At 37.1% G+C, this 25,414-nt stretch carries 21 protein-coding genes; 12 read left to right on the forward strand and 9 right to left on the reverse strand.

The genetic code is table 11. The features are described 5' to 3' along the window. Positions 1-91 precede the first annotated feature (91 nt). From RHAB15C_RS02440 to RHAB15C_RS02460, 5 genes are all read right to left on the reverse strand, one after another. A complete protein-coding gene (locus RHAB15C_RS02440) occupies positions 92-4,264 on the reverse strand; it encodes an RHS repeat domain-containing protein (protein WP_220716071.1) in 4,173 nt (1,390 codons plus the stop codon). Between the two features lie 280 nt (positions 4,265-4,544). Next, on the reverse strand, positions 4,545-5,345 hold the full coding sequence (locus tag RHAB15C_RS02445) for an NAD-dependent epimerase/dehydratase family protein (RefSeq protein ID WP_194845308.1): 801 nt from the start codon (positions 5,343-5,345) through the stop codon (positions 4,545-4,547). A 195-nt stretch (positions 5,346-5,540) separates the two neighbouring features. Further along, on the reverse strand, positions 5,541-6,500 hold the full coding sequence (gene tal, locus RHAB15C_RS02450) for a transaldolase (protein WP_194845307.1): 960 nt from the start codon (positions 6,498-6,500) through the stop codon (positions 5,541-5,543). Positions 6,501-6,570: 70 nt separating this feature from the next. Beyond that, positions 6,571-7,035, reverse strand: a complete 465-nt coding sequence (locus RHAB15C_RS02455; RefSeq protein WP_194845306.1) for a hypothetical protein — start codon at positions 7,033-7,035, stop codon at positions 6,571-6,573. Then, complete coding sequence (locus RHAB15C_RS02460) at positions 7,032-7,778, reverse strand: hypothetical protein (protein WP_194845305.1); 747 nt, start codon at positions 7,776-7,778, stop codon at positions 7,032-7,034. The genes RHAB15C_RS02455 and RHAB15C_RS02460 overlap by 4 nt, the downstream gene beginning before the upstream one ends. Positions 7,779-8,005: 227 nt before the next feature. Between RHAB15C_RS02460 and RHAB15C_RS02465 the strand changes: the two genes are divergently transcribed. Further along, positions 8,006-10,948 (forward strand): hypothetical protein, encoded by a 2,943-nt coding sequence (locus tag RHAB15C_RS02465; RefSeq protein WP_194845304.1) that lies wholly within the window; start codon positions 8,006-8,008, stop codon positions 10,946-10,948. Positions 10,949-10,951: 3 nt separating this feature from the next. Here the strand turns inward: RHAB15C_RS02465 and RHAB15C_RS02470 are convergent, their stop codons facing one another. Together RHAB15C_RS02470 and RHAB15C_RS02475 are read right to left on the reverse strand one after the other, a co-directional pair. Then, positions 10,952-11,626, reverse strand: a complete 675-nt coding sequence (locus RHAB15C_RS02470; protein WP_194845303.1) for an alpha/beta fold hydrolase — start codon at positions 11,624-11,626, stop codon at positions 10,952-10,954. Further along, on the reverse strand, positions 11,627-11,860 hold the full coding sequence (locus RHAB15C_RS02475; RefSeq protein ID WP_194845302.1) for a hypothetical protein: 234 nt from the start codon (positions 11,858-11,860) through the stop codon (positions 11,627-11,629). It abuts the gene before it with no gap. 230 nt (positions 11,861-12,090) lie between these two features. Here RHAB15C_RS02475 and RHAB15C_RS02480 point away from each other — a divergent pair, with 230 nt between their 5' ends. The 9 genes from RHAB15C_RS02480 to fumC all read left to right on the forward strand — a co-directional run bounded on the left by RHAB15C_RS02480 (position 12,091) and on the right by fumC (position 21,901). Then, positions 12,091-12,711, forward strand: a complete 621-nt coding sequence (locus RHAB15C_RS02480; protein ID WP_194845301.1) for a V-type ATP synthase subunit E — start codon at positions 12,091-12,093, stop codon at positions 12,709-12,711. Between the two features lie 22 nt (positions 12,712-12,733). Next, positions 12,734-13,507, forward strand: a complete 774-nt coding sequence (locus RHAB15C_RS02485; RefSeq protein WP_194845300.1) for a DUF2764 family protein — start codon at positions 12,734-12,736, stop codon at positions 13,505-13,507. 6 nt (positions 13,508-13,513) lie between these two features. Beyond that, positions 13,514-15,304, forward strand: a complete 1,791-nt coding sequence (locus tag RHAB15C_RS02490; protein WP_194845299.1) for a V-type ATP synthase subunit A — start codon at positions 13,514-13,516, stop codon at positions 15,302-15,304. Then, positions 15,301-16,605, forward strand: coding sequence for a V-type ATP synthase subunit B (locus RHAB15C_RS02495; RefSeq protein ID WP_194845298.1), 1,305 nt, complete (start codon positions 15,301-15,303; stop codon positions 16,603-16,605). Before RHAB15C_RS02490 ends, RHAB15C_RS02495 begins: the two co-directional genes overlap by 4 nt. Before the next feature lie 17 nt (positions 16,606-16,622). Then, complete coding sequence (locus tag RHAB15C_RS02500) at positions 16,623-17,240, forward strand: V-type ATP synthase subunit D (protein ID WP_194845297.1); 618 nt, start codon at positions 16,623-16,625, stop codon at positions 17,238-17,240. After that, on the forward strand, positions 17,237-19,156 hold the full coding sequence (locus RHAB15C_RS02505) for a V-type ATP synthase subunit I domain-containing protein (RefSeq protein ID WP_194845296.1): 1,920 nt from the start codon (positions 17,237-17,239) through the stop codon (positions 19,154-19,156). Before RHAB15C_RS02500 ends, RHAB15C_RS02505 begins: the two co-directional genes overlap by 4 nt. A gap of 8 nt (positions 19,157-19,164) precedes the next feature. Next, positions 19,165-19,587 carry an ATP synthase subunit C gene (locus RHAB15C_RS02510; RefSeq protein ID WP_194845295.1) on the forward strand — a complete coding sequence of 141 codons (423 nt, stop codon included), beginning with the start codon at positions 19,165-19,167 and terminating at the stop codon, positions 19,585-19,587. 57 nt (positions 19,588-19,644) lie between these two features. Further along, complete coding sequence (locus tag RHAB15C_RS02515) at positions 19,645-20,418, forward strand: hypothetical protein (RefSeq protein WP_194845294.1); 774 nt, start codon at positions 19,645-19,647, stop codon at positions 20,416-20,418. Positions 20,419-20,527: 109 nt separating this feature from the next. Further along, a complete protein-coding gene (gene fumC / locus RHAB15C_RS02520; RefSeq protein WP_194845293.1) occupies positions 20,528-21,901 on the forward strand; it encodes a class II fumarate hydratase in 1,374 nt (457 codons plus the stop codon). Here the strand turns inward: fumC and RHAB15C_RS02525 are convergent. Then, a complete protein-coding gene (locus RHAB15C_RS02525; RefSeq protein ID WP_194845292.1) occupies positions 21,898-22,404 on the reverse strand; it encodes an NUDIX hydrolase in 507 nt (168 codons plus the stop codon). The two genes, fumC and RHAB15C_RS02525, sit on opposite strands and share 4 nt — an antisense overlap. Before the next feature lie 38 nt (positions 22,405-22,442). Between RHAB15C_RS02525 and RHAB15C_RS02530 the strand changes: the two genes are divergently transcribed. Next, the gene (locus tag RHAB15C_RS02530) at positions 22,443-22,874 is read left to right on the forward strand and encodes a hypothetical protein (protein ID WP_194845291.1); all 432 of its coding nucleotides are present in this window, start codon (positions 22,443-22,445) and stop codon (positions 22,872-22,874) included. Here the strand turns inward: RHAB15C_RS02530 and RHAB15C_RS02535 are convergent. Further along, positions 22,871-23,881: a 3-deoxy-7-phosphoheptulonate synthase gene (locus RHAB15C_RS02535; protein ID WP_194845290.1), complete on the reverse strand. Its 1,011-nt coding sequence runs from the start codon at positions 23,879-23,881 to the stop codon at positions 22,871-22,873. The genes RHAB15C_RS02530 and RHAB15C_RS02535 overlap by 4 nt on opposite strands. A gap of 109 nt (positions 23,882-23,990) precedes the next feature. Between RHAB15C_RS02535 and RHAB15C_RS02540 the strand changes: the two genes are divergently transcribed. Then, positions 23,991-25,370 (forward strand): alanine/glycine:cation symporter family protein, encoded by a 1,380-nt coding sequence (locus RHAB15C_RS02540; protein ID WP_194845289.1) that lies wholly within the window; start codon positions 23,991-23,993, stop codon positions 25,368-25,370. Positions 25,371-25,414: the final 44 nt, after the last annotated feature.

Raw genomic sequence — 25,414 nt, forward strand, 5'->3', positions numbered from 1 at the left:
TTTTTTTGAAGCATTGCTCGGTCCTGGGATTGTAGAAGAGTTTTTAAAAAGAGTGTTATCATAGCTTCTTTCATTAATGACCTGAGAAACTTTATAACCTGCCTATGCAATAACTCCTGTGAGTGCTGTATAAGCAATCGGAACGACAAAAGCTGTTAAAGAGGGAAGAGCTAATTCTGCACCCCAGATTAAAAGGGGGTAGGGTTAATACAAATTCTCCAGCTGGATCTCGATAAGCAAAGGGGTTATTAAAAACATATTGGTAGAGATTGGAATGATCTATGGGACCTAAAGGATCTCTAGTTAACCAACGGCTAAGCTCTGGGTCATAGTAGCGCTTACCGAAATAGATCGGATTTGTTTTTGCATCATATCTTTTCCCTGCATAGGCATAAGGAATTGCCTCTGTGAGGCCCATGCCAAATGCATCGCAAATGTTCTCTTGAGCTATTTTTTTTGTTTTCCAATCGATGAGATAGCGAATTGTGCCTTGTACATCTTGAACAGGCGCGTAAGGGTGCTTTTTTATCTCAATGGCAACGATGTTTTGATAGCCTGGTATTTTGAGCTCTTGAGGTTGAAAAGCTTCAAAGGATCCAATTTCTTCATCATCGATGTAGAGATAGGAAGTATGACCTTTTTGCAGTCTTCTTCCCAAAGCATCATAAACGAAATCTTCTCCTGCAGCTTGTATGAGTTGGTCAAAAACATCAAAACAAAAACTAGGTTTTGTAAGGTTTCCATTTGCATCGTAGGGAAGGCCTTGGATTTGGTTTATAGCATCGACTGGTTGAGGGTTTTTGTTTTTTTCGATGCAATTGTAGTACTGATCATATTGCGCTGTGAATTTATTTGTTTCTGAGGTGAGTTGAGAAGCATTATCGTAAGTATAAACGATAGAACCTCTTTGCATAAGGTTGCCTGCCTCATCGTAGGTTAGGGTATCGTTAAGGTAGGGATTTATTTGAGATGTTCTTCTTACTCCGGTTTTGTCGTAAGTATACATGGTTTGAAAGAGGCCTGTTTCCGATAAGGTAAGCCCTACTTCATTGTATTGATCATAGGTGTGTGTGTATAAGATGGAGCCGTTGGAATTTAAGCGAACTACTCGTTTAAGATAAGGTCCTTCATACTCATAAATGATACGGCTGTAATCAGGGAGCGTTCTTTCTAAGGGGCGATTCCAATCATCGTATGTACTTTCTAGCAGAAGCCCATTGGAGAATTCTTCTCTTAAGATATTGCCGAAGGGATCAAGAGTTCTGGAAAATCCGTTTCCTTGAATAAGGCGGCTTAAGCGATCGTACTGAAACTGCCGAGAACCTACTTTAATCAATTCTCCTTGAGAATTATATTCATAGCAGAGAAGAGCTCCGTCAGGTTTTGTTTTTGTTTGGATTTTACCACCTGGCGTATAGGTCCAAAAAGTGGTTCGGATTTCTTTTTCTGTTAGCGAAGCTTGGTTCCCTTTGAGGGTATAAGAAAAGCGCAAAGGCCCTTGTCTCATGAGTCGAAGAGCTCGGTCGTATTCGAATTCTTCTGATACACTACCTGGGATTTCTCTTTTAAGAAGAAGGTTGTGTGCGTTGTAGGTTTCAATTATTTCTTTATTTCTTGGATCTCGGATCGTTTTAACTAAGATTTGCTCTTTTTCATCATAGGTAATATTTGTTTTTGCACCTTCTTCATCGACCATTTCAATCAGACGATCGTAAGGGTCATAGGTAAAAGAAAAAGTTCCTGCTCGTTTAATCGTTGCAATAAGACCTGCTGAGTCATAGGTCCAATGTGTGGTTAGAAGACCATCGATTGATTTTGTGAGTAGCTGACCCATTTGGTCATGAACATAGGTGATGTAACGACCTGCTTTTTCTTTAGCTGCTAAAAACCCGAGAGCATCATAGCAAAATTTCGTTGTGCGGTTTGCTCTTACCTCTTCTATTTTTTGTCCTGCTAAATCGTATTTATATCGAGTAGTAATACCTTGAGGATCGATTTGCTTGATCAAGTGATAGGCATCGTAAGTAAAACAAGTGATATAGGAGCCGACTGTTTTAGAGAGGAGTCTTCCTAAAGCATCATAAGTGAAAGCTGTTTTTAGTCCATCTGGATCGATTTGCAGGCTTAAAAGACCATTTGGTTCATATTGGTAGATTTCTACTCCTAAATCAGGATCAACAATCTCAATGGGTTTTCCATAACTATTGTACCTAGTTGTTGTTTTAGCTTCATAAGCATCGCAACGTTGAATTTCTCTTCCAAAAGAATCATAGGTTATCTTGAGTAAGGTAGGAGGTGATTCAATGAAGATGGGTTTATGATGGACAGGATGGTATGTATAATTTGTTTTTAGTCCAAGGTAGTCTGTTTTTTCGATCAAATCATCTAATGCATTGTAAGTAAAGCAAGTTATGTGATCTGCTTCTTTGAGAAGAGTTAATCTTCCTTTCTCATCGAAAGTGCGATCAATAGAGAGCTTGTTTGAAAAGAGGACTTCATGAATACAACGACCTCGATGGTCGTATTGGTATGAGGCTACTTGATTTAAAGGGTTGGTTTCTTCAAGGAGATTTCCATATGCGTCGAAAATCCTCTTTATTGTATAGGCTAGGTTCCCATCGGACCCAAAATGTTCTTCTTTACAACTATTTCCATAGTCGTCGTAAGTGAAATGGATTTTATGGATCAGTTGATCTTCCCAATCGTGTTTTTCTTCTCGCTGGACGCGGTGTAGATGGGGTTCCTGGGTTTTAAGGATGTATTTTGTATAGGTTTTTCCTTCTTCAGTCTCTTGAATTAAGTTATTGGCTTCGTCATAGAGGTAAGTTGTTTTACGAATGGGTCTTCCCCAATCTAATACGGTTTTTGAAGTGAGAAGACGTGTGTTTTCTAGATAAGTATATTCAGCACCTAGTCCATCATCTCTTTCTTCTCGGATTAAACGACCTTTTGTAGTAAAAGTTCGTCTAATGGAAAAAGTGCCAAAATCTCCCTTAATTTGCTCAAGCAGAGCGTTACCCTCAGAATCACATTCATAGATATGAGCAAGAAGGAGATTTCCCATCCCATCTCGGGTTTCGATGCGCTGGATATGCTGCTTTGGGTTATAGCTGAAGGTCTTTTGATTTATGAGCTTACCTTCGTGCCAATTTTCCATTGCCACTAGAAGCAGATTTTGATCGAAACGATATAAAATAGATGCACCGTTTTCATATTCTGCTTTTGTCCAGCCATCTTTTTGTCCTGCAATGGAGGGATCATAAGAGAATAAAACCGATCCAGATGGAGTGTTTAAACGTTGGATACGAGCAACAAAGCCTTTTTGTTGGGAGTACTCGAACGATACGGGATACTCTTTTGCATCATAATACGAGAGTAAACTTCTCTCATTGTATTGCATGAAATTTGTATAGGTAGGATTAGATGCTTGTGTGAGAATAGGAGTTCTGAAAGAAAGGCTTTCTTTTACTTTCTTTAGTTTTGCCTTAGCTTTAATTTCGAATGTTCCATAATTAAATTTGGCTTCTCTTCCATCTGATCCTATATAGGAATGGACTCCGGATTTTGTAATAGAGGCATAGATGTGTTTGCCGCTTTTGTCTGTAGAGAGGATCCTAGATAGACCTTGGTTATTATATTCGTAACGCAACGCTTTCCCATAGGGGAGTAGTTCGGTTTCTAGGCGGTAGAGTGTAGGGGATTGTTTTCGATAGATGCGCTCTGTTCCCTCTGGCCAAATGATGCGAACTGCATCTTGCTCTACAAAGAACTCTATGTTGCGAAGGTCTGCTGTGCTATCGGGCTCTTCTTGTCGTAAGTTGCTAAAACCATAGCTACTTGTTTTTAAAATACCCTTAGCATCGCAAATTTCAAACTCTAGTACAAAACCACTTGGATCATACACTTGAAAATAAGGCGAATGGAGATTATATCCAGCCCAAAGATGAGGTAACATTACCCATCGTCTTCTTTCTTGAAGTAGAAGAGCTTTTCCTAATGACAGACGATCTAAACGATCTTTGTCTTCATAACGGCCAAGAATTTGAGGAGGAACATATGTTCTTTTAAGCATGAGGTCTTGTGCAGCTTTGATGAGAAGATCTGTTTCTTGAAGAGAGATTTGTCCAGATAAAGGGGAGATATATCCATCTATGAGAAGATGTGCGCTTAAAGAAGCAATTTCAACTGGAGTGGAAGGTTCTACATTTTCAAAAGGAGCTGCTATCAGTTGAGAAGTTAAGATAAAGCAGAGTAACCAACGCATAAATTATGCCTTTTCTTTGTCAATCAGGTAACACTTGATTGAGATAGTAGGGGATTGTAATGGATAACGAGAATTTCAATCTATGATCTTCGTATTTTTTTAAAGGCGCTTAAGAATGCGTGTTCTTAAGCGCCTGCAAAATGTTCAGACTAAAAACCTCGTATTAAGATGTCTGATCGGTTGCTTGAATCTATAAGAAGTAACTCAAAAAGAGACCAAATAATAGAAAAATCTTCGTTTAGCTTAATGTTAAGAGCTTATTACTTAGACAAATCTTTTATTAAGTCCTTTGAATCTTAGGATGCTTAAAAGTAAAACCCATTGATTTGATTTTCTGATTGCAAACTTTATAACTGCTCTTTGGTAAATCTTTGCCCCATATCGGGCAAGGAATACCAGCTAACTGACAAAGATGAGAGTAGAGCTTTTTACGAGATGTATGATCATCATTGACCAAATGATAAATACCTTTTAAAGAGTGGTTCAAGCAAAACAAAACAGCAGCTATAATATCCTCTAAATGAATATGGTTTGTAGGCTCTTCTCCAGTACTGGGCATTGTTTTTCCTGAAAAGCGTTTTACGCGATCGAGTAGTTCTCGTTTAGGGCCATAAATACCTCCTAAACGAAGAATACAAGCAGAAGCATTGCAGCTTAAGTAGTAATATTCTGCTTCAAGCAGTATTTTTGCACTCTCTGATTTTGGGTAAAGTTCCATATCTTCTGTAACCCACTCATTTTTCTGTCCTTCACAGACAGATGTGCTGCTAGTATAAAGCAGATAAAAAGGTTTTTTTCTATTCTTTAAAGCAAAAAAGATCTTCTTAGCTGTTTGTAAATAGACCTCTTCGTAGCTTTGCAAATTTTTAGGAGCTACGAGGATGATTATCCCATCACATGAATCGAGTAATTCCTTGAATGCTTTATCTTCCCTAGGAAGCAATACACTCTGTCCATAGCAGCTGAGGGGACCGACTCGCTCTTTGCGCGTTGTGGTAATGCTAAGCTGATGCTTTTGGGCTTGAAGATGCCTTAGTAATTTCTCTCCTACATAGCCCGCTCCCATTACCAATAACTTCATTTAAGAAACTTTTTGTAAATAGTTTTTAAGTCCGCCATTTCTAAATTTCATCATCTATTCCATTTCAAGTACGTTCAATACATTGCTTATGCAAAGAAACATCCTTCTATAAGCAGAGTAGGCAATATTTTTGGTTAATTCTGCAAATGAGTAATTTTTATTAACCTTAACAGCAGCTTTGATGTGAATAGAAGGTTATTTTATCTTTTGCTCAATCAATTTTTTTAACTTTAAACTATCTTTAGCAAAAACGCGAATTCCTTCAGAGAGTTTTTCTGTTGCCATAGCATTTTCATTAAGATGCCAACGAAAAGATTTTTCATTTAATGTAATTTGATTAATAACAGTTTTTTTTGCAGATTCAGGATCAAGTTTTCGTTTTAGAGGGCCTTCTAGATTTTGTAATTCTGCAAGTAATTTAGGAGCAATAGTCAATAGATCACAGCCAGCTAATTCCAAGATTTCATCTGTATTGCGAAAGCTAGCGCCCATGATCTGGGTTTTATAGCCCATTTTTTTGTAGTAGTTATAAATAGTTGTAACGGAGATAACACCAGGATCTTCGGCAGAGGGATAAGAGTCTTTTTTTTCCTGTTTTTTATACCAATCCAAGATACGACCTACAAAAGGAGAGATTAAAGTGGCTTTTGCCTCTGCGCAAGCTATTGCTTGTTCCAAACTAAAAAGCAAGGTCATATTGCAGTGAATACCTTCTTTTTCAAGTTCCTTAGCTGCTTGAATACCTTCCCATGTAGAGGCCAGCTTAATTAGAATGCGATTACGATGGACACCAGCTTCTTCATATAAAGCAATTAAATGACGAGCTTTTTCTATACTTTTTTCTGTATCAAAAGAGAGGTGGGAGTCGATTTCTGTAGATACACGGCCAGGGATAATTTTTAAGATTTCTAAACCAAAATTTACAAATAACTTATCGATAATTAATTCAATTAAAAAAGAGTTTGTTTGCTTAGTTCTTAATCCTGATTGGATAGCTTCTTCGATTAAAAATTGATACTCAGGTTTATTGGAGGCTGCAAGAATTAAGGAAGGGTTAGTCGTTGCATCTGTTGGTAAATACGTTTTAATTTCTTCAATTTCTCCAGTATCAGAAACAATTGTTGTTATTTTTTTAAGTTGCTCGAGCTTATTCATATAAACCTTCTTTATTAATAAAACAAATGGTAACGAACGCAGAGTTTAAGGAGAAGTAAAAAAATAAAGTTTAGAAGGAGAATTGAAAAGGGTTTAATAACTTAGGAAAGGTTTGTGATTTTTTAAAATTTTCTTGGAAATCGGTAGGTTTTATAATGGACTGATAACCACCTATTGTAATTTGCACTTCTTGATTGTTTTCTAATGCATGTAAAAAAAAAGCAAGGCACTCTGGGGACAAGAGTATCTTTTGCCCGCCTTCTAGACAATAAGCAACAAATTGCTGGGATGCTTCTTTTGTGATAAGTTCAATCACAGCTGATTGTTTAATTGCGTGCGGATAAAGATTCAAATAAGCTTTTACGTTGTTCTCTGTGCGCATTATTTCTAGATTTATGCCACTCATACGGTCTTTAGCTAGATAAGACAATCTGGTTGAGCAATGTTCCTTGCAGTCTGAATAGAGGTGTTCTACTTGCCAGTTTGAAAAATGATTACAGCTAAAAAGCGCAAGCAGAAGAAAAGAGCATCTCATTTCAAGTAACTTGTATGAAGCTGTTCACGAATAGATCTTAAGACGATCGCTTGCCAATATGCTCCTAGCTTTTGACAGTCTTCCAGCACTTTTTTCTGCAGGGGCAACCAATACAATTCTTGAAACTCTCTTTGGTTAAATAGTTCTTCAAAACTGCTCTTTTTTACAAGTAAGGCATTCCACTTTTTTAAAAGAGCACTCTCTAATCTTTCTAAATCTGTTTTTAGTTCTTTAGGAAGAGATGTATATAGATCGTAGGTACATGTAAAAGAACTAAGTGTTTTTTGAAAATCTTTCAAGTGACTAGAGAACTCTTTTTTTAAAGCTGTTGTGGTTAGTATATAGGCTTTATTTTCCTTGATGAAAATTAGCTGCAATTTGCGTAAAGGGCCGTATTTAGTTTCCGTATCGATTTGCAAAAGATGAGCTGGGCCTGCTTGCGTTTTCATTAAGCCCATGCTACGCCAGCTTGTTTTTCGAGTTTTCTCATAGATGGCTTGTACTGCTTTTAAATACTCAGGCAAATCTACTTTTATTTCTTCGTCTGCCAGGATAACAGAAGGGGCAAGCGCTTGCTTAGTCTTACCGACAAAAGCAATTTTAACTCTTGGCGCCAATATTTTAGGATCAGCAAAATCCCAATTAGGGGGAGGAGTAAAAAAACAAGAAGGTTGAGCTGTAGTAATAGAGAAGCAAGAAAGAGAGAATAAAAGAGAAAACAGGAAAAAGCATATTTTATACATATAAGCTTTAAACCTTCTATTATGTCTTTAGATTAAGAAGTTTATAAAAAAATACCTTATATAAAAATGCAAATTTTTGTGAAGAAAAATTCTCAAATTCACAAAATCAATAGTATATTTATTTATTAAAAATACTAAAAAACATAAAAATTATTTAATTTATTGTTTAAATCCATTTTTTTTTGATATAATTTTCGTGAAAAATATAACTAAATTAATTTCAAGACATGAGCCAATCTATAAAAGAATTTTTAAAACCTTCTTATTACGTTCCAGAAGAGGATAGGCAGCTAAAAGCAATTGTTCAGGTGATTTCTATTCATGAGCAAAAGGGTAGTTTAAGCGGTCATGCTCTAGCTATTGCTCAAGCTGTATATAGTGTTGTGTTTGTAATCTTTATTAGCATTCCTTGTCATCTTGCATTAGGAAGTAAAAATGTATTTTTAAACTGTATTCATCTAAATCTTAAACATATGGTTTTAAGGCATTATAACGCAGCCATTCAAAGCTTGACCTATTCTGTTATTGCTACGATTTATGCAGCAATTGGAATTTTTACTCCGTCTGTTCTTAATGGATTTAAGATGGAGGGATCTCAATTTGATGACTCATCTTCTTCTAATTCCAGTATGTCAAACTCTTATCTTAGGAGGATAGATTTGCCTAGCACTTCATCTATTTCATCTACACAATTAGAGTCATCTGCTTCTACAAGAAATTTCCCTTTTAGTTCTATCGATATGTCTAACGTGCAAAATGAGAATAACGAACATGAGAGCAGAGATTCTATCTCCTTTCAGCAACATCTTAATCAAGAAAACTCTATACTAACATCATCTATTGACTTGGCTAGCGGTGATTGGTCAATAGTACCTAATGTTGAGTTCTTTGCAATCAAGTCTACTAATATTCGTACCCATGACATGATTGGAGCCAATGGTATTAACTTAGAAAGACAGGCTTATCGCACAGCTCTTAATGAATATATTCGTGTTCTTAAGGATGATTTTAAAATCGATTCTAATGAAACGTTTTGCAAAATTGAAAATTGGTTTAAAAATCCGGTTCATAAAGATAACCTAATGATCAATGCTCTTTACCGTACCTTATTCTATTTAACAAGGCCAGTTGCTTATAGCAATAGGGTTCCTATCTATACCAACGCAAAAGAGCAGTATGAAAAGTATGTTACTTCGCTGCGCGAAGTGATAGCAACAGAGGAATATCAAAGTATCCGGCAAAAACCTGACCAGACCAGAGAGTTTAAAGACTGTCTTACTCTCACACGTGCGCTTTGTGAGGCTCGTTTCCGTCCTGAAAACCATGGATTTTTACACAGTCTTCTTCATCTTCATGAAGATGAATATGATCGTTTGCATCCTGAAAGAGAAGAAATCTCTGTTGTAACCAGAGAGAATTTTGCTCAAGTTGTAATGGCAAAAAATAAGAAGGTGAAAGAAGCCCCTGCTTCAATGAAGGTCTCTTCAACTCAAAGAAGCCGTCGGATGGCTTATGGAGCGGTTGGATGGGAAGATTTTTTAATGACAGATATTCCATTTTTGCGAGGAAAGCAAATTTTTGTAAATGATAAGGGAGAGAAACGTAGCTTCTATTACATGCGTCATCCAACGCCACATGTTAAGGGCTCTCCTGCTTGGATTACATTAGGGGCTATGTCAAGAATGACCGGCTTGGGTCATATCGAATCAGGTGAAGTCATTGCTCCTGAATTTGAAGGGATGTTGGAAGCGATAGCAGATAGAGAAGAATCTTACCTCATTCAATCACATCAACGCCTGAATGATTTAGGTAAAATAGAAAACGAAGATAGTCGATCACAAACTCTTTATCGTTTACAGACAAGCCATAAAAATTTTCATGTCGTTTTTCAGGCTGTTGAAGGTGATCTTTTTGATCGTAAGGGCTCTTATGCAGAGATTACGACGTTTACGGATTTGAAAGAAGCAATTAAAGAATCCTTTTATATAGAAGGAAGCTCTAACCGATTACCAGCTTGCCTTGAAGAAGATGAAGAGTATCGCAATTCTATAATCGATCAGCTTCTCAATCAAGCTCATCAAACCTTGTTTGGAGGACGCGCTGCTATTTCTTTTGATGGGCAAAATCCGACAAAGCCTGAAGCAGGCTATCCTAACTATGAGTGGCAAGCATTTATCTTAGCCTTCTATATTTTACAAGGAGATGATCTTAAATTCCGCTTGCCAAATGTGAAATACTTTTGCACAAATTGCAAGAACTTCTTTGACCGAGGAGGAAACCGTGCAATGGCTGAAGATCGCCTGCATCAAGAGATGAGTAAACAGGAAGTGACAAGTGAAGATCTTGAAGCAACTATTGCTAATCTTATTCCTATTCCTCTTCAAAGTAAAGGTAAGGCTGTGATCGAAAAGCGTTTGAAACCAGGGCTTGCTTTAGCAGAAATTTTAGCAACGCTTCCTTTAGAAGATAGGCAACGTTTGCAAGAAATACGCTTTAAAGAAGGGTATAAGCCAGAGCGTTTTGAAGTGAGTAAAAAAGAGCAGCATGCTGTTCCTCTTATTGAAGATGTATGTACGCTTCAAGAGATGCAGGAAGTTCTCAGAGCTTTGTACGAGGCTGCGCAAGAAAAAAAAGAACCCTATCTCCTCAAAAATGGTAAGATTGTTCAAAAAAACTGGAAATCTTATCAAGAAAAAGATCGGATTAATTTGTTTAATCAAATAAATAATGATTTAAAGCGGTTTGAAATGCATGTAAATAGAGTTCTTTATCTTGCTCAAGATCCTTCAAATGATGCAGAAGCAATTTTTGCACTTTTAAAAAATTATGGGATAAGTGAAGAGCTATCTCTTCAAATGATGGATCAAGTGCAACAGAGCATTCTTTTAGAACCTTTTAGAGGTTTAGCAAAGGCATTTCAGCATGATGTGCTTGGATTAAGTGTTATCGATTCTCCAGAAAAAAGCATCATTGATGTGACAATAACAGAAGATAACATGGAAATTAAAGTGCAAAGCAAGTTGTTATATAAAACAACAGATCTAGAAAGCTCTTGTTTTCGTGAAAAACCAGTTGCTATTTTTACTACAAGGGTTTTAGTAACGATTCCTAAAGATGGAAGTGATTCTAATAGTCACTGGACTTGGGAAATTGCTGAGATTCCTGTTTAAGTTTTATTCAATCGATCTTAAGAATTGATGGAGTATTTTGAAGAAAGCCTTTGGTTGTTCCCAGGGGACTCGATGTCCAGAAGAAGTGACAGTCCAGCTTTGGGAAAGAGGGTGAGAGAGTTTCATAGATTTCTTAGAGTAGGCTTCGTCTAGCTTACCTGTAATCCATAAAATAGGAATAGATGCTTGCTCAAGGGTAGTGGAAAAATCTATTTGATGAGCTAAGGACCAATGATTGAGTGCAGAAGAGAGGGTATTGCGGCAATGGTCTTTTTCATAGAGTATAAGAGGAGCTGTTGAAAACACAGAGCGATTATTCCAGCTATGCATCAAAGATTCCCAAGGCTCTTTCTGAAAACGCTTTGCCCATCTGAGGTCTAATCTGAAGCGCTTTTTTTTCTCTAGTTGCGTTTTTAAGCCCGGATTACCAGAAATCAAAATAAGAGCTTTAGGGAGATTTCCCAACAGAGTGTGCATGCATAGACGCGCTCCCATGGAATAACCTAAGAGAATAGACTCTTTTGGAAGTATTTTATTAAACTCTTGAGCCCATTTATATAAACCTTGCTCGGGTTGAGTAATTTGATAAGGATCAATGGCAATTACAGAGGAGACCTCTTTTTTTAGAGCTGACCAATCCGAAGGTAGGCCTAAAAATCCTGGTAGAGCATAAATCACTTATTTTCTACTTTGATGGATTACACAAGCTAAAACTACAATTCCTATAGCTAAGCCAATTCCCCAACCAATCATGCTAGTAGAAATAGCTGTGAAGTTACTATCTTCTACAGCAGCTCCTGTTTCCCAAACTTCATTTATTTCTTGTTGGTATACATCTAAACATTTATTAGCATATAAAGGACTGCTTATAAGTGTAGTAACGGACAAAAGTGCACAGATTGCTTTTTTCATGAATTTATTCCTCTAAAAAAGATAGCTAATTTTATCACAAACAGAAGGGTTTATTGTAAACTTTAATTTTTTAATTAGTCAGATGAATGAAAAATATCATCTTAAAGTCAATAACTTATAGCCGATTTATCATTTGTTCAAGTATAAGTAATAGCATCCGAGTGCGCTTATGTATCGCCTTGGTTCTTTGAAGTGTCAAATTGTTCTATAAAAACACAAGGTTTTTGATAATGGAGACAGGAAAAGATAAAGTAAAAAAGATCTGCGATGTTCTGCGCAAAGAAACATTAGAGCCCTCTCAAAAGCAGGCTGAAGAAATATTAGAACAAGCTAGTCTACAAGCTCAAGAAATTATTGCGCAGGCTTACTTAAAACAAAAGCAATTACTCTCGGATGCTCAAGAGAAAATTCAAAAAGAAAGAGCTATTTTTCAATCTTCTTTATCTCAGACAAGTAAACAAGTCATTGAGGCGTTAAAGCAGGAAATCAAAGAGAATATATTCCACAAGGAATTATTGCATTTGCTTAAAAATGAGATGAATAAGCCAGAAGTTTTATCCCGACTGATTAATGCGGTTATAGGCGCTATTGAAAAAGAGGGCATTGAATCGGATTTAAGCATCTACATTCCAGAATCTGTTCCTGCTCGAGAAGTAAATGCGCTTCTTTTACAAAATACCTTAGAAAAATTACAAGAAAAATCTGTTTTGATTGAATCATCTATCCATGGTGGAATTGAGTTGAAAATCCATGATAAAAACATCTCCATAGAAATTACAGATTCTTCTTTAGAAGAGCTTATAGAGCGATATAGTCGTAGAGATTTTCATGAAATAATCTTTAAAAAATAGTCTGATAAATAAGGATTTTTTAATGAGTCGATATGTTTTTTTAGTGCCTTTTTTGCCTCCTCTTTCTTTAGATAAGCCCGTAGAGTTATCTTTCGAAGAGTTAATCAGTCTATTACAGGTAAATTTAAGCCGCAAAGATTTAGAGAAAATCAAAGTATTGCGCTTAGCTGTGGATCTATCAAATATAAGGAATTTGCTTTTAGGAAAGCCTATCGATCCGCATGGGAATTTCTCAGAAAAAGAATTAGACGAAGCTCTACTTCTAAAAAGTGATTTACCTCAATATATTTTTGATTTTCTAGATCAATTTGAAGACAATGCAACAAAGTTAAAAAATTTCTGGGGATTATTTACGCAGTTTTTTGCAGAAGAAATTGCTAAACAAAAAGGTTTTTTAAAAAGTTATTTAGCCTTTGAAAGGGAATCTAGATTGGTTTTACTGAGCTTAAGAGCTATCCAAGCCAAAAAAGATCTTTTACAAGAGCTTCAATTTGAGGACCCTCTAGATCCTTTTGTAGCAAGTATTTTATTGCAGAAGGATTTAGAAAGATACACACCTCCTCTTGAATATGCACGCTTAAAAGAGATCTTTTTTACCTATTATAAAGACCCTTGGGAACAATATCGAGCCTTTACAGAATATCAGTTTGCAGCTATTGCAGATCTAGCAAGTAAAAGCTTGTTTTCTATAGATCATATCCTCTGTTATGTAGCGCAATTTATATTAGTGGAATCTCTTTACTATTTGGATAAAAGAGAAGGGAAAAAAATTCTTGAGGCATTTCAAACGGGATAAATAAGGATGAATTCTACGATGAAACAAGAAGCGGTTGGTTTGGTAAAAAAAGTCTTTGGAAACTTACTTCATGTCGAATACCAAGGGAATATTCAACAAGGGGAAGTAGTCATGATCCAATTAGATAAAAAATACCCTCTAAAAGCTGAAGTGATTGAAATCATAGGAAATGCTGCTAAAATTCAAGTTTTTGAGGACACTAGAGATATATCTTTTGGTTGTCCAGTAAAATTTTCCTCACACTTACTAGAGGCGGAATTAGGTCCTGGGCTTTTAACCTCTATCTTCGATGGATTGCAAAATCCCTTAGAGAAAGTAGCTGATGCTGCAGGTCTTTTCTTAAATCGTGGAGTCTATCTTCCACCCTTAGATAGGAATCGTCGCTGGGATTTTCAACCCACTGTAAACATAGGGGATAGAGTACATCGTGGAGATTCTCTAGGATTTACTATGGAAGGTCGTTTTCATCATCAGATTATGGTGCCTTTTGTATACTTTGATCATTACACCATTGAATGGGTAATTCAAGCAGGTGCTTACACTGTTGACACAGTAGTTGCTCGTGGTGTTGATGATCAAGGAAAAGAGTACGCTTTTACCATGTCTCAAAAATGGCCGGTTAAAGTGCCTTTGTTTGAAGGGGAGAAAATAAAACCCAGTCAAATGATGAGCACGGGTCTGCGTATTTTAGATACGCAATTTCCTGTATTAAAAGGAGGGACCTTTTGTTCTCCTGGTCCATTTGGCGCAGGTAAAACGGTTATGCAACACCATCTTTCTAAGTATTCTTCCGTAGATATTGTAGTGATTGTTGCCTGTGGAGAACGCGCGGGAGAAGTAGTGGAATTATTGCGCACATTTCCCTATATGACCGACTTTCATACAAATGAGTCTTTAATGAGTCGTACGGTGGTTATTTGTAACACATCTTCGATGCCTGTTGCAGCGCGAGAAGCTTCTATTTACACAGGAGCAACAATTGCTGAGTACTATCGTCAAATGGGGCTGAATGTTTTGCTTTTAGCTGATTCTACTTCCAGATGGGCACAAGCGATGAGGGAGATGTCGGGGCGTTTGGAAGAGATTCCAGGAGAAGAGGCTTTCCCTGCTTATCTAGCTTCTCGCATTGTTGCTTTTTATGAACGATCAGGAGTGGTTGCACTTTCTCAAGATAGAACGGGTTCTTTAACAATTGGAGGAACCGTATCGCCAGCAGGGGGTAACTTTGAAGAGCCTGTAACACAAGCAACGCTTACTGTTGTTGGAGCTTTTCATGGACTTTCTAGGGAGCGCTCTGATGCACGTAGATATCCAGCTATCAATCCTTTAATTTCCTGGAGCAAATATATTGAAAAGGTAAGCGTAGAGCTCCAAAAAATAGTTCCTGGTTGGGGAAATATGGTAAAAACAGCTGCTCGATTCTTGCGAGATGGAGATGAAATTGGAAAACGTATGGAGGTGGTGGGAGAAGAAGGAGTGTCAATGGATGATATGTTGATCTTTCTTAAATCAGAATTATATGAATTTTGTTATCTACAACAAAATGCCTTTGATAAAGAGGACGCGTATTGTCCTTTAGATAGGCAAATTCCGCTATTTATTTTAATTGATAAAATATTTAATACATCCTTTTCTTTTTCATCGCATGATGATGCCAGATCTTTTTTTCTCGATTTTCAAAATGAGCTCAAGAATATGAATTTTATGCCTTTTGAATCAGATCGGTATCGGCAAGCGTTTAACCGAATAGAAAAAAAGATTCAAACCGCAGAAGAACATAAAGGAACGATCCAGTGAAGAAGGTGTATGACAAAATTGTTGATATGCGAGGTAATTTAATCACAGTTAAGGCAGAAGGAGTTGGCCTTGGAGAATTAGCGCGTATTCAAAAGCAGAATGGCCGTAGCCTATATGCTTCTGTACTAAGAATTGAAAACGATCTTGTAACCTTGCAGTGCTTTGAAAATACCCGTGGAATTGCGACAAATAGTCGAGTCACTTTTTTAGGCAGGCAAATGCAGGCTGTTTGCAGCGATGCTCTTTTAGGACGAAGATTAAACGGTTCAGGCGAACCGATTGATAAAGGTCCAGTAGTTGTAGGGGATGAAATAGAGATAGGAACCGCTTCCTTTAATCCTGTAAGACGAATTGTTCCTCATGAGCTTGTGCGGACTAATATTCCTATGATCGATGTGTTTAATTGTCTGGTTAAATCACAAAAGATCCCGATTTTTTCTGTTGCAGGTGAACCTTATAACGCTTTGTTGATGCGCATTGCTAATCAAACAGATGCAGATGTTGTCATTATTGGTGGAATGGGATTGCGTTTTGATGACTACCAAGCGTTTATCGATAATGCAGAAACCTCTGGATCTTTAGATAAAACAGTGATGTTTATTCACCAGGCAGTTGATCCTGCGGTGGAATGCCTTTTAGTTCCAGATATGGCTTTAGCTTGTGCAGAGCGTTTTGCTATGCAAGATAAAAATGTCTTGGTGCTCTTAACCGATATGACGGCTTTTGCCGATGCGATCAAAGAGATCATGATTACTATGGATCAAGTCCCTTCTACAAGAGGATACCCTGGTTCTTTATATTCTGATCTTGCTTCTCGTTATGAGAAAGCAGTAGATATAGATGGCAGTGGATCGATTACAATTATTTCTGTGACAACTATGCCAGGCGGAGATGTAACACATCCAATTCCCGATAATACAGGATATATCACAGAAGGACAGTTTTATCTACATGGAGGCAGGATCGATCCTTTTGGTTCTTTATCGCGCTTAAAGCAAAACGTGATTGAGAAAGTAACCCGCGAAGATCACGGCTCTATTGCCAATGCCTCGATTCGTTTATATGCAGATGCTAAAAAAGCCAGAGAGCAGCAAAGTATGGGTTTTCCGCTTTCAGTATGGCATAGGAAGTTGATTGTCTTTGCGCAATTGTTTGAAGAGCGGATGATGAGTTTGGACGTGAATCTTCCTTTAGAGAAAGCGCTTAATTTATTATGGCAGACCCTCTCTGAGTGTTTTGATCAACACGAAGTAGGAATAAAACAAACATTGATTGATAAGTACTGGCCTAAAAATAGTTAAATAGAAGAATTGGTGTTGTGGCTGAAATAAAACTTACCAAAATGGAGTTGCGTATACAGCAACTCAAACTAGAACAGTTGCGAAAATATTTACCAACTCTGCAGATGAAGAAATCGATGCTGCAACTAGAGGTGAGTAATGCTGCTTTAGAAATAGATCGGTTCATTTTTCATCTAGAGGTTAAACAGGGAAAAGCGCAGAAATATGCGCAGTTATTTACCGATCCGAGTTTTGATCGATTAGTTAGTGCAACGCAGATTCAAAATAGAGAAGTCCTTTATGACAATATTGCAGGAATTAATGTTCCTAAACTAGGGGAAATAGATTTTGAAAAAACGCAATACTCTTTATTTGATACACCTCTTTGGTTTGAATCCGTATTAAATAATATCAGAGATTTGATTATTTCTAGAGAAAGAGTACAGGTGGCTAAGCAAAAAAAACAAGTTCTTGAAAAAGAGTTAAAAGAAGTTTCGATTCGCGTGAATCTTTTTGAAAAGATTTTAATCCCAAGAGCTCAAAGCAATATTAGAAAAATTAAGATATTTTTAAATGACCAGCAGTTGGCAGCGGTATCTCAAGCTAAGATAGCAAAGAAGAAGATCTATCAACGTTCTCTTGAGGTTAACGCATGATTATTCCTATGAAAAAATATCTGATTCTAGGGGTGCAAGAGGATCTTGATACCTTTTTAAAAAAAGCACAGCAGCAAGGGGTATTGGAATTTATCCCAGGAAAAAACAAAACATTTAGCGCATTTCCTAAAGAAATGCAGTGTTTTATCGATGCAATCCGCATATTGCGCAAACTCAATCCTATAGGTCAATCAAAAGATATAGAACAGTCCGCAGAAGAGATTGCTCTTTATATTATTTATTTAAAAAAAGAGATAGAGCGCTTATCAGAGCAGATGCGCATGATTAGATTGGAAATCGCAAGGGTTTCTCCATTAGGGGATTTTTCTAAAGAAGATATTGCGTATATTGAGACAGAAGCCAAAAAAATGATTCAGTTTTTTTGCATGAAAACGCTCAAACGCGAAGAAAATCCACCAGATGAAGGATTGATTTATCTGAATACCGAATACGATCTAGATTATTTTATGGCTATTCATGCAGATCCTGTTAGCTATCCTCATATGATTGAGATGCGCGTGGATAAACCAGTAGGCATTTTAAAAGAAGAGCTAGAAGAGAATAAACAGTCCTTGCAGAAAATAGAAAAAGAACTTAGAGAATCCGCATGTTTTCAGCCTTTTCTGCAAGAAGCGCTAATTGCATATCTGAACGCCTATCACTTAGAACAAGCTAAAAACACGGTTCAATATCCTTTAGAAAACTCTATCTTTTGTGTAGAAGCATGGATTCCTCAAAACAAGGTACGCATCTTATATTCTTTAATCAGTGATATGGCCATTCACTGTGAATCTATTACTGTAGAAAAAGAAGAGATAGTTCCTACTTATATGGAAAATAAAGGGGTTGCTCGAATTGGTGAAGATCTTGTGCGCGTGTATGATATTCCAGCTCACACGGATAAAGATCCTTCTACTTGGGTATTTTGGTTTTTTGTACTCTTTTTTTCCATCATTGTTGCAGATGGAGGTTATGGTTTGCTCTATCTTGCCCTAGCAGGCTTTTGTTGGTTTAAATTCCCTAATCTTAAAGGACAAAAAAGAAGATTTTTAAAATTAGCGACTATTTTGGCAACAAGCTGTGTTTTATGGGGTGTATGTACAGCTTCTTTCTTTGGATTAGAACTCAAACCAAATGATTGGCTTATGCGAATTTCTCCGCTTCAAAAACTTGTGGTAAAAAAGGCAGATTATCACCTGCAGCAAAATGATGATGTACAAAAGGAATTAGATGAAAAGTTTCCTCAAATAAGAAGAGTTGTTACCGGAAAAGAGATTATTGAAAAAGCAGTTGAGTATAAAGATGGTAAAACAAGCTATGCTGTATCAGATGATTTTTCTAAGAATATTTTATTAGATTTTTCTATCCTATTGGGAATTGTACATATTTCTTGCTCCTTAATGCGGTATTTTTTCCGTAACTGGGCAGGAATTGGCTGGGTTCTTTTTATGATAGGTGGTTATTTATATTTTCCTTCCATCTTGAATGCCACTACCATTTTGCATTTTTTACATCTAGTCAGTAAATCCCAAGGAGCTGAAATTGGCCTGCAGTTGATTTTTAGCGGGATCATTACAGCTATTGTATTAGCGCTTATTCAAAACGGTTTAAAAGGCTTGAAGTACCTTACACAGCTTCTAGAAGTGTTTGCTGATGTGCTTTCTTATTTGCGCCTATATGCCTTAGCACTTGCTGGAAGTATTATGGCAGCTACATTTAATCAACTAGGAAAAAGCGCTGGATTATTTGGCTTTATACCTATTTTAGGAGGGCATAGTATAAACATTCTTCTTGGGTTAATGGCGGGTGTTATTCACGGGCTTCGTCTCAATTTTATTGAATGGTACCACTATTGCTTTGATGGAGGAGGGCGCTTATTTAAACCTCTAACCTATTTGAAATCGAAAGAAAATTAAGGAGACTTATGGATTATAGTATGGTAGGACCTGCACTAGTTTTAGGATTAGGCTGTGCTGGAAGTGCAATTGGTTGTGGAATTGGCGGTATGGCGTCTCATGCTGTTATGAGTCGTGTAGAAGAAAATCACGGGCAGTTTATTGGTATGTCTGCCGTAGCTTCTTCTCAAGCAATTTATGGGTTTGTTTTGATGCTACTAATGAAGGCTAAGATTGTCTCAGGAGAACTATCCCCTCTTTCTGGTATTGGTATTGGTGTATCTGTTGGAATGGCCTTTCTTTTTTCTTCTATCTACCAAGGATTATGCGCGGCATCAGGTATTCAAGCCTCAGCTAAACAACCAGCAATTATTGGGAAATGCTTTGCTGCATTAGGAATTATTGAATCATTTTCCTTATTTGCGTTTGTCTTTGCTCTTTTACTGATTTAAGAATCTCGAGATTTTATTTTTGAGAAAGATTTTTGCTAATATAAAATACGGATAGCCATGACTATGCTTTTAGGTGCTTCATATCTAATAGGATTGCCAAAAATATTTCAGAATGAACAGGTAGTTAAAAGTTCGCTTTCTAGAAGATATCCCCCTATAGGTCGATTAGATACAATAGAGATGGCTAAAGATGCTCAAGGAAAAACGATTGTAGTATCTATCTATAGGACATGTAGTCTTTTTAAGGATGAAGAAATTCTTAAACATCATGCTGTGATCAAACAAGAGCTAATTGGAAAATGCTTTAATAAGTATAAAGAAGAAGAAGATGTATATATGGATTTTACTGAAAATGGTAAAGCTATTATCCAACAACAAGCTACAAGAGGATGTACAGCAGCAGTTGCGGCTATGCTTATCAAAGATCAAAAAGGAAAATTTAACTTTTATGGGTTATCAATGTGTAACCTTGGAGATAACGAAAATATAAAGCAAGCTATTCGAGCTGCAGGATTTAAACCAATAGTTACTCGTCTTGCATTAAATTCTTTAAAAGCTCTTAAGACCCAGCTTTTAAACCACGGGTCTGCTATAGTTTCCATTGTAGATCCTAAAGCAGGAGGCCATTCTATTGTAGTTGATGAAGTATCAGAAGATTTACAACAAGTAAGGCTTAGAGACCCTTATCATGGTTGGGAGATTACTGTGTCAGCTGAAGCTTTTCAAGTACGTTGGACTAGTTTAGATTGTACAATAATTCAAATTGAAAATAAATCAACCTGTGTTCATTTCCAAGAAGATTATTTACGTAACAAGGCTTTAAAAGTTTAGAATCCTTTTTAAGAGAGGCACTAAGATTTAGACTAAGTCCTCTTTTCAGTTTGCCTAAATTACAGATCTTGAGATACAAGAAAGGTCTAGAAATTTAAGAGATAGGTATATGCGCAGAGAAAGAGATTCTTTAGGAGAGGTTGAAGTTCCAGAGGATTGTTATTGGGGAGCACAAACACAGCGTTCTTTAGCCAATTTTGCTATAGGAACAGAGAAGATGCCTATGCCTTTGATTCGTGCAATAACGATAGTAAAGCTTGCTACTGCTAAAGTAAATCAAAAGTTAGGTTTATTAGATTCTCAGAAAGCTAAAGCAATTGTTAGCGTGTGCGAAGAAATCTTGAAAGGAGATTTGGATGATCAGTTTCCTTTGGTCATTTGGCAGACGGGCTCTGGTACACAGACGAATATGAATGTCAATGAAGTGATTGCCAATCGCGCTAATGTGAAACTAGGTGGAAAAAAGGGGAGTAAAGACCCAGTTCACCCTAATGATGATGTAAATCAATCCCAATCTTCGAACGACGTTTTTCCTAGTGCTATGCATATTGCGGCAAAACTTGCTATTTGTCAAAATTTGCTTCCTAGTCTGCAGAAGTTTTATCGTGCTTTAGAGCAGAAAGCAAAAGAATTTGAAAAAATTATTAAGGTTGGTCGCACGCATCTTATGGATGCTGCCCCTTTAAGTTTAGGACAGGAATTTTCTGGATACGCTACGCAGATAAAACAGGGAATTTCTACTATTGAAAATGCCTTAAATCCTCTTTCAGAACTAGCTCTTGGAGGTAGCGCTGTGGGAACAGGGCTTAACACTCATCCTGACTACGCTAAGCAAGTAGTTGAGATGATTAGTCAGCAAACACAGGTTGTATTTGTTTCAGCTGTTAATAAATTTGAGGCTTTGGCCGCAAATGATGCGATTGTTGAGATGAGTGGAGCTTTAAAAAGATTAAGCTGTTCTTTAATGAAAATTGCAAACGATATTCGTTGGCTTGGATCAGGTCCGAGATGTGGTCTTTCTGAGCTGATTTTACCAGAAAATGAACCTGGCTCTTCGATTATGCCAGGTAAGGTAAACCCTACTCAGTGTGAAGCAATGACTATGGTAGCTGTACAAGTATTTGGGAATGACACAGCCATTACCTTTGCAGGTTCACAGGGAAATTTTGAGCTAAATGTTTTCAAACCTGTTATGATTTATAATCTGCTCCAATCCATTCAATTGCTGTCTGATGTAGTTCTTAATTTCCAGGATAAATGTTTAAGCGGTATACGACCCAATAGAGCTCGTATTGCCTATTACTTAGAGAACTCTCTGATGTTAGCAACCGCTTTAAACCCTGTCATTGGTTATGACAGAGCAGCACAAGTTGTCTCTAAAGCATATCGAGAAAATATCTCCCTTAAAGAAGCAGCAATGCAGCTAGAGTTTTTAACAGAAGCACAATTTGATGCTGCTATTAATCCTAGCAAGATGGTTTAGGTATTGATATGAATGCCTATTTTGGTCAGCAGATAGCGAGTAACCAAAATCGGATGCAGGCATAAAAATTTGCACAGAATAAGATAGGACACTCCTTCAATTTTTTTTTGGATAATGCATTCTCGATGGGATAAGGCATCTTGAATCCAGCTTAAATAAGGAGGGGGCAATAAAGGAAGTTTGGAAGATAGAAAAAATCCAATTTCTTTAGTCTCACTGCCTGTTTGTAGATTCCCTTGTACAATAGAGCATTCAAATAGATGCGTCAATTGGGTAAGCTTGTTTATTGGTGAGTACTCAGCTACTTTGCGTACAATTTGTACGCTTAAACCTGTTTCTTCATAGACCTCTCTTATCACAGCTTTTTCAGGGGTTTCTTGCACTTCCATGCCTCCTCCTGGAAGTACCCAAACAGGAATGTCCCTTCTTTTGATTAGGAGGATTTTTTTTTTCTCAGAGCAAAAGATAATTCCAGAGACCGCTTGCTTTAAATGCTTTACCATCGATAACCTTATTTATTAGGATTTAAGTATAGAAGATTATGTTACAAATAGGAATAGGGTTTTTTCTTTTGCTGAGTTTATGTTCTTGTGGGCCCTATTACGTATCTGTTATGCAAAAATGGGTAGATGAGCGCTATTTAGCTAGTACACATGTGGGGACCCCTGATCCAAGACAAGAAGTTCCTCCTATTGGACAAATGTTAATTGTTCAGTGGTGTATACCTAGTGAAATTTTAGCTTTAAACCCGGTTGCTGTGTTAGATATGATCTTTTGGGACCATACAGAGCAAAGAGTTTGTTTCCCCATTAGGCATAAGCTCAATTATGAATATTACCAGTTGTTTGATAGTGCGTACGAGGAAAAAGGAGGAATTCTAACCTATAAAGCGGCTATCCTCACAGAAGATGGCTGTGTCTATAAAGAATGTAAACATCAATTATGGGTAAATTTAATCAAGGTTGAAGATTAGCACATCACACAATTAGCTTGAGAAATCAACTCAGCGGTCTCTTCCCAATTTAAGCAAGGATCTGTAATAGAAAGACCAAACTCTAACTTACCCGGCTTTAGAATTTGGTTGCCTTCTTTTAGATGACTCTCTATCATTGCTCCTAAAATTTCATGTCTACCGTTTGAGATTTGTTCTAAGACAGATTCAAAGACATCTTTTTGTTTTTGAAATTGTTTTTCACAGTTATCGTGTGCACAGTCAACGATGATACGCTGAGGTAGATTAACGGCAGCTAATTTTTTCAAGGCTGTTTTGATTGACTTGGAATTATAATTAACTCCTTGATGAGAACCTCTTAAAACAAGGTGTGTATGAGGATTTCCCACAGATTGAAAGGCACATGCAACTCCGTCTTGATTGATACTCATAAAAGTGTGCTTCTCTTTAGCAGATAAAACTCCATGAATGGCATCTTCTAAAGAACCATCTGTGTGATTTTTAAAACCTACAGGGAAATAAAGACTAGAGGCTAATTCACGGTGTACTTGAGAACTAGAGGTACGAGCTCCGATGAATCCCCAAGTAATTAAATCGCTTAAGAAGCAAGAAGAAAGGGGATCAAGCCACTCTGTTGCACAAGGCACATTCATTTCAGCAAGAGTGGTTAAAAGTTTGCGAGACCAGAGCAGTCCTGTTTGAATATCGTTACTCCCATCTAAGTAAGGGTCATACATTAAACCCTTCCAACCTGTAATTGTACGAGGTTTTTGCAGATGAACGCGCATGACTAAAAAACAGCTGTTATTCAAAGTAGAGCAAAGTTTTTTAAAGCATTCAGCATAAGCAATAGCTGAGTCGATGTCATGAATAGAGCAAGGGCCAATAAAAAACACTTTGCTAGGATCTTTTGCTGCTGCAATCGCATTTGCTTTTTTTTTGGATTGCATAAGAAAGTCTTGTGCGGATTTAGAGGGAGGACATTGCTTTTTTAAAATAGCAGGAGAGGGTATTTGTATTTGCTTCATAAAGTTCTAGGTCAGAAAAACATTGGTTTCAACCTAGCATATGTATAAAAAACGCGCAACTGCTAACGCAAAAGAAGTTGTACTTGAGAATTTATAACCCAAGGTGAAAATGACTTATAAAGTATTTGTTTGGTATTTAAATCAATTAGATAAATGGATGTGGAGCTATATCTTATTCTTTCTACTCATTGGTGTAGGAATATTTTTTACGATTCGTTTAAAGGGAATACAGTTTCGTTATTTGGGTTATTCCTTAAAATTAGCGTTTACTAGATCGGATCAAGATGCTGAAGGAGATATTAGCCAGTTTCAAGCGCTAATGACAGCATTAGCTGCAACTATTGGAATCGGTAGTATTGCAGGGGTTGCAACCGCAATTGTTACAGGAGGATTTGGCGCCGTCTTCTGGATGTGGATGATTGCTCTTGTAGGGATGGCGACTAAATTCATTGAAGCCATTTTAGCAGTGAAATATCGAGAGATAGATGAAAAAGGAAGAATGTGCGGCGGACCTATGTACTATTTAGCAAATGGTCTACAATTAAAATGGTTAGGAGTAATTTTCTCTATTTGCTGTTTACTAGCTACTCTCTGTGGGGGAAATCTCATACAAGCACATTCTATTGCAATAGCTTGTACTGAACTTATTCCTTGTTCGGTTATTTGGCCTGGAATCATTATGGCGGTTCTTACAGCTTTTGTTTTATTTGGAGGTATTAAAAATATCGCTAAGATTAGTAGTTTATTAGTACCGATTATGGCTCTCTTGTATATTGTTTCAGGTTTATTTATTTTATGTGTGCGCTATGAGCGCATTTGGGAGGGATTTTTAACAATTATCCAAACAGCTTTTACAGGACAAGCAGCAGTTGGCGGTTTCTTAGGAGCATCTGTTATGATGGCAATCCAGTTAGGTGCAGCAAGAGGGATCTCTTCAAATGAAGCAGGCATGGGAAGTGCCCCCATTGCAGCAGCAGCAGCAAAAACCGATGTACCGGGAAGACAAGCCTTGATTTCCATGAGTGGGGTGTTTTTTTCTAGTTTTGTTGTATGCACAATTACAGCGCTTGTTATCTCGGTAACCGATGTTTTAGGAACAATAGGAGCAAATGGGGAAGCACTCAATGGAGTAGCTCTTGTGATTCAGGCTTTTCGCTCTATCATTCCTGGAGGGGAATTGATTGTGATTTTGGGAGTCATCTTATTTGGTTACACTACCATTATTGGATGGTCTTATTATGGAGAGAAAAGCATGGAGTTTCTCTTCAAAGGATCTTTGCAAAAAAGTTATCGAGTCTTGTTTTGCTTTTGTGTGTTTTTAGGCTCCATTATGAGCATAGAAATAGTCTGGCCTTTATCAGATATCATGAATGGCTTAATGACTCTTCCCAATTTAATCGGATTAATTGGCCTATCTTCTATTGCTTGCAAGGAAGCCCAGCATTTTTTTCAGCTATTAAGTCAAGAAAAAAAAGCAGCACTTAATTAAACCACATCATGGCCTTCTTCCTGAAAGGAAGAAGGCTTTTTATT

It is taken from the genome of Candidatus Rhabdochlamydia porcellionis (assembly GCF_015356815.2).
GTDB lineage: Bacteria > Chlamydiota > Chlamydiia > Chlamydiales > Rhabdochlamydiaceae > Rhabdochlamydia > Rhabdochlamydia porcellionis.

Coding starts and splice junctions, on each gene's coding strand:
- RHAB15C_RS02485 (WP_194845300.1), top strand. CDS start 12,734: ATGAGTCGATATGTTTTTTTAGTGCCTTTTTTGCCTCCTCTTTCTTTA.
- RHAB15C_RS02510 (WP_194845295.1), top strand. CDS start 19,165: ATGGATTATAGTATGGTAGGACCTGCACTAGTTTTAGGATTAGGCTGT.
- RHAB15C_RS02480 (WP_194845301.1), top strand. CDS start 12,091: ATGGAGACAGGAAAAGATAAAGTAAAAAAGATCTGCGATGTTCTGCGC.
- RHAB15C_RS02505 (WP_194845296.1), top strand. CDS start 17,237: ATGATTATTCCTATGAAAAAATATCTGATTCTAGGGGTGCAAGAGGAT.
- RHAB15C_RS02475 (WP_194845302.1), bottom strand. CDS start 11,860: ATGAAAAAAGCAATCTGTGCACTTTTGTCCGTTACTACACTTATAAGC.
- RHAB15C_RS02455 (WP_194845306.1), bottom strand. CDS start 7,035: ATGAGATGCTCTTTTCTTCTGCTTGCGCTTTTTAGCTGTAATCATTTT.
- RHAB15C_RS02445 (WP_194845308.1), bottom strand. CDS start 5,345: ATGAAGTTATTGGTAATGGGAGCGGGCTATGTAGGAGAGAAATTACTA.
- tal (WP_194845307.1), bottom strand. CDS start 6,500: ATGAATAAGCTCGAGCAACTTAAAAAAATAACAACAATTGTTTCTGAT.
- RHAB15C_RS02460 (WP_194845305.1), bottom strand. CDS start 7,778: ATGTATAAAATATGCTTTTTCCTGTTTTCTCTTTTATTCTCTCTTTCT.
- RHAB15C_RS02535 (WP_194845290.1), bottom strand. CDS start 23,881: ATGAAGCAAATACAAATACCCTCTCCTGCTATTTTAAAAAAGCAATGT.
- RHAB15C_RS02515 (WP_194845294.1), top strand. CDS start 19,645: ATGACTATGCTTTTAGGTGCTTCATATCTAATAGGATTGCCAAAAATA.
- RHAB15C_RS02525 (WP_194845292.1), bottom strand. CDS start 22,404: ATGGTAAAGCATTTAAAGCAAGCGGTCTCTGGAATTATCTTTTGCTCT.
- fumC (WP_194845293.1), top strand. CDS start 20,528: ATGCGCAGAGAAAGAGATTCTTTAGGAGAGGTTGAAGTTCCAGAGGAT.
- RHAB15C_RS02490 (WP_194845299.1), top strand. CDS start 13,514: ATGAATTCTACGATGAAACAAGAAGCGGTTGGTTTGGTAAAAAAAGTC.
- RHAB15C_RS02440 (WP_220716071.1), bottom strand. CDS start 4,264: ATGCGTTGGTTACTCTGCTTTATCTTAACTTCTCAACTGATAGCAGCT.
- RHAB15C_RS02540 (WP_194845289.1), top strand. CDS start 23,991: ATGACTTATAAAGTATTTGTTTGGTATTTAAATCAATTAGATAAATGG.
- RHAB15C_RS02530 (WP_194845291.1), top strand. CDS start 22,443: ATGTTACAAATAGGAATAGGGTTTTTTCTTTTGCTGAGTTTATGTTCT.
- RHAB15C_RS02465 (WP_194845304.1), top strand. CDS start 8,006: ATGAGCCAATCTATAAAAGAATTTTTAAAACCTTCTTATTACGTTCCA.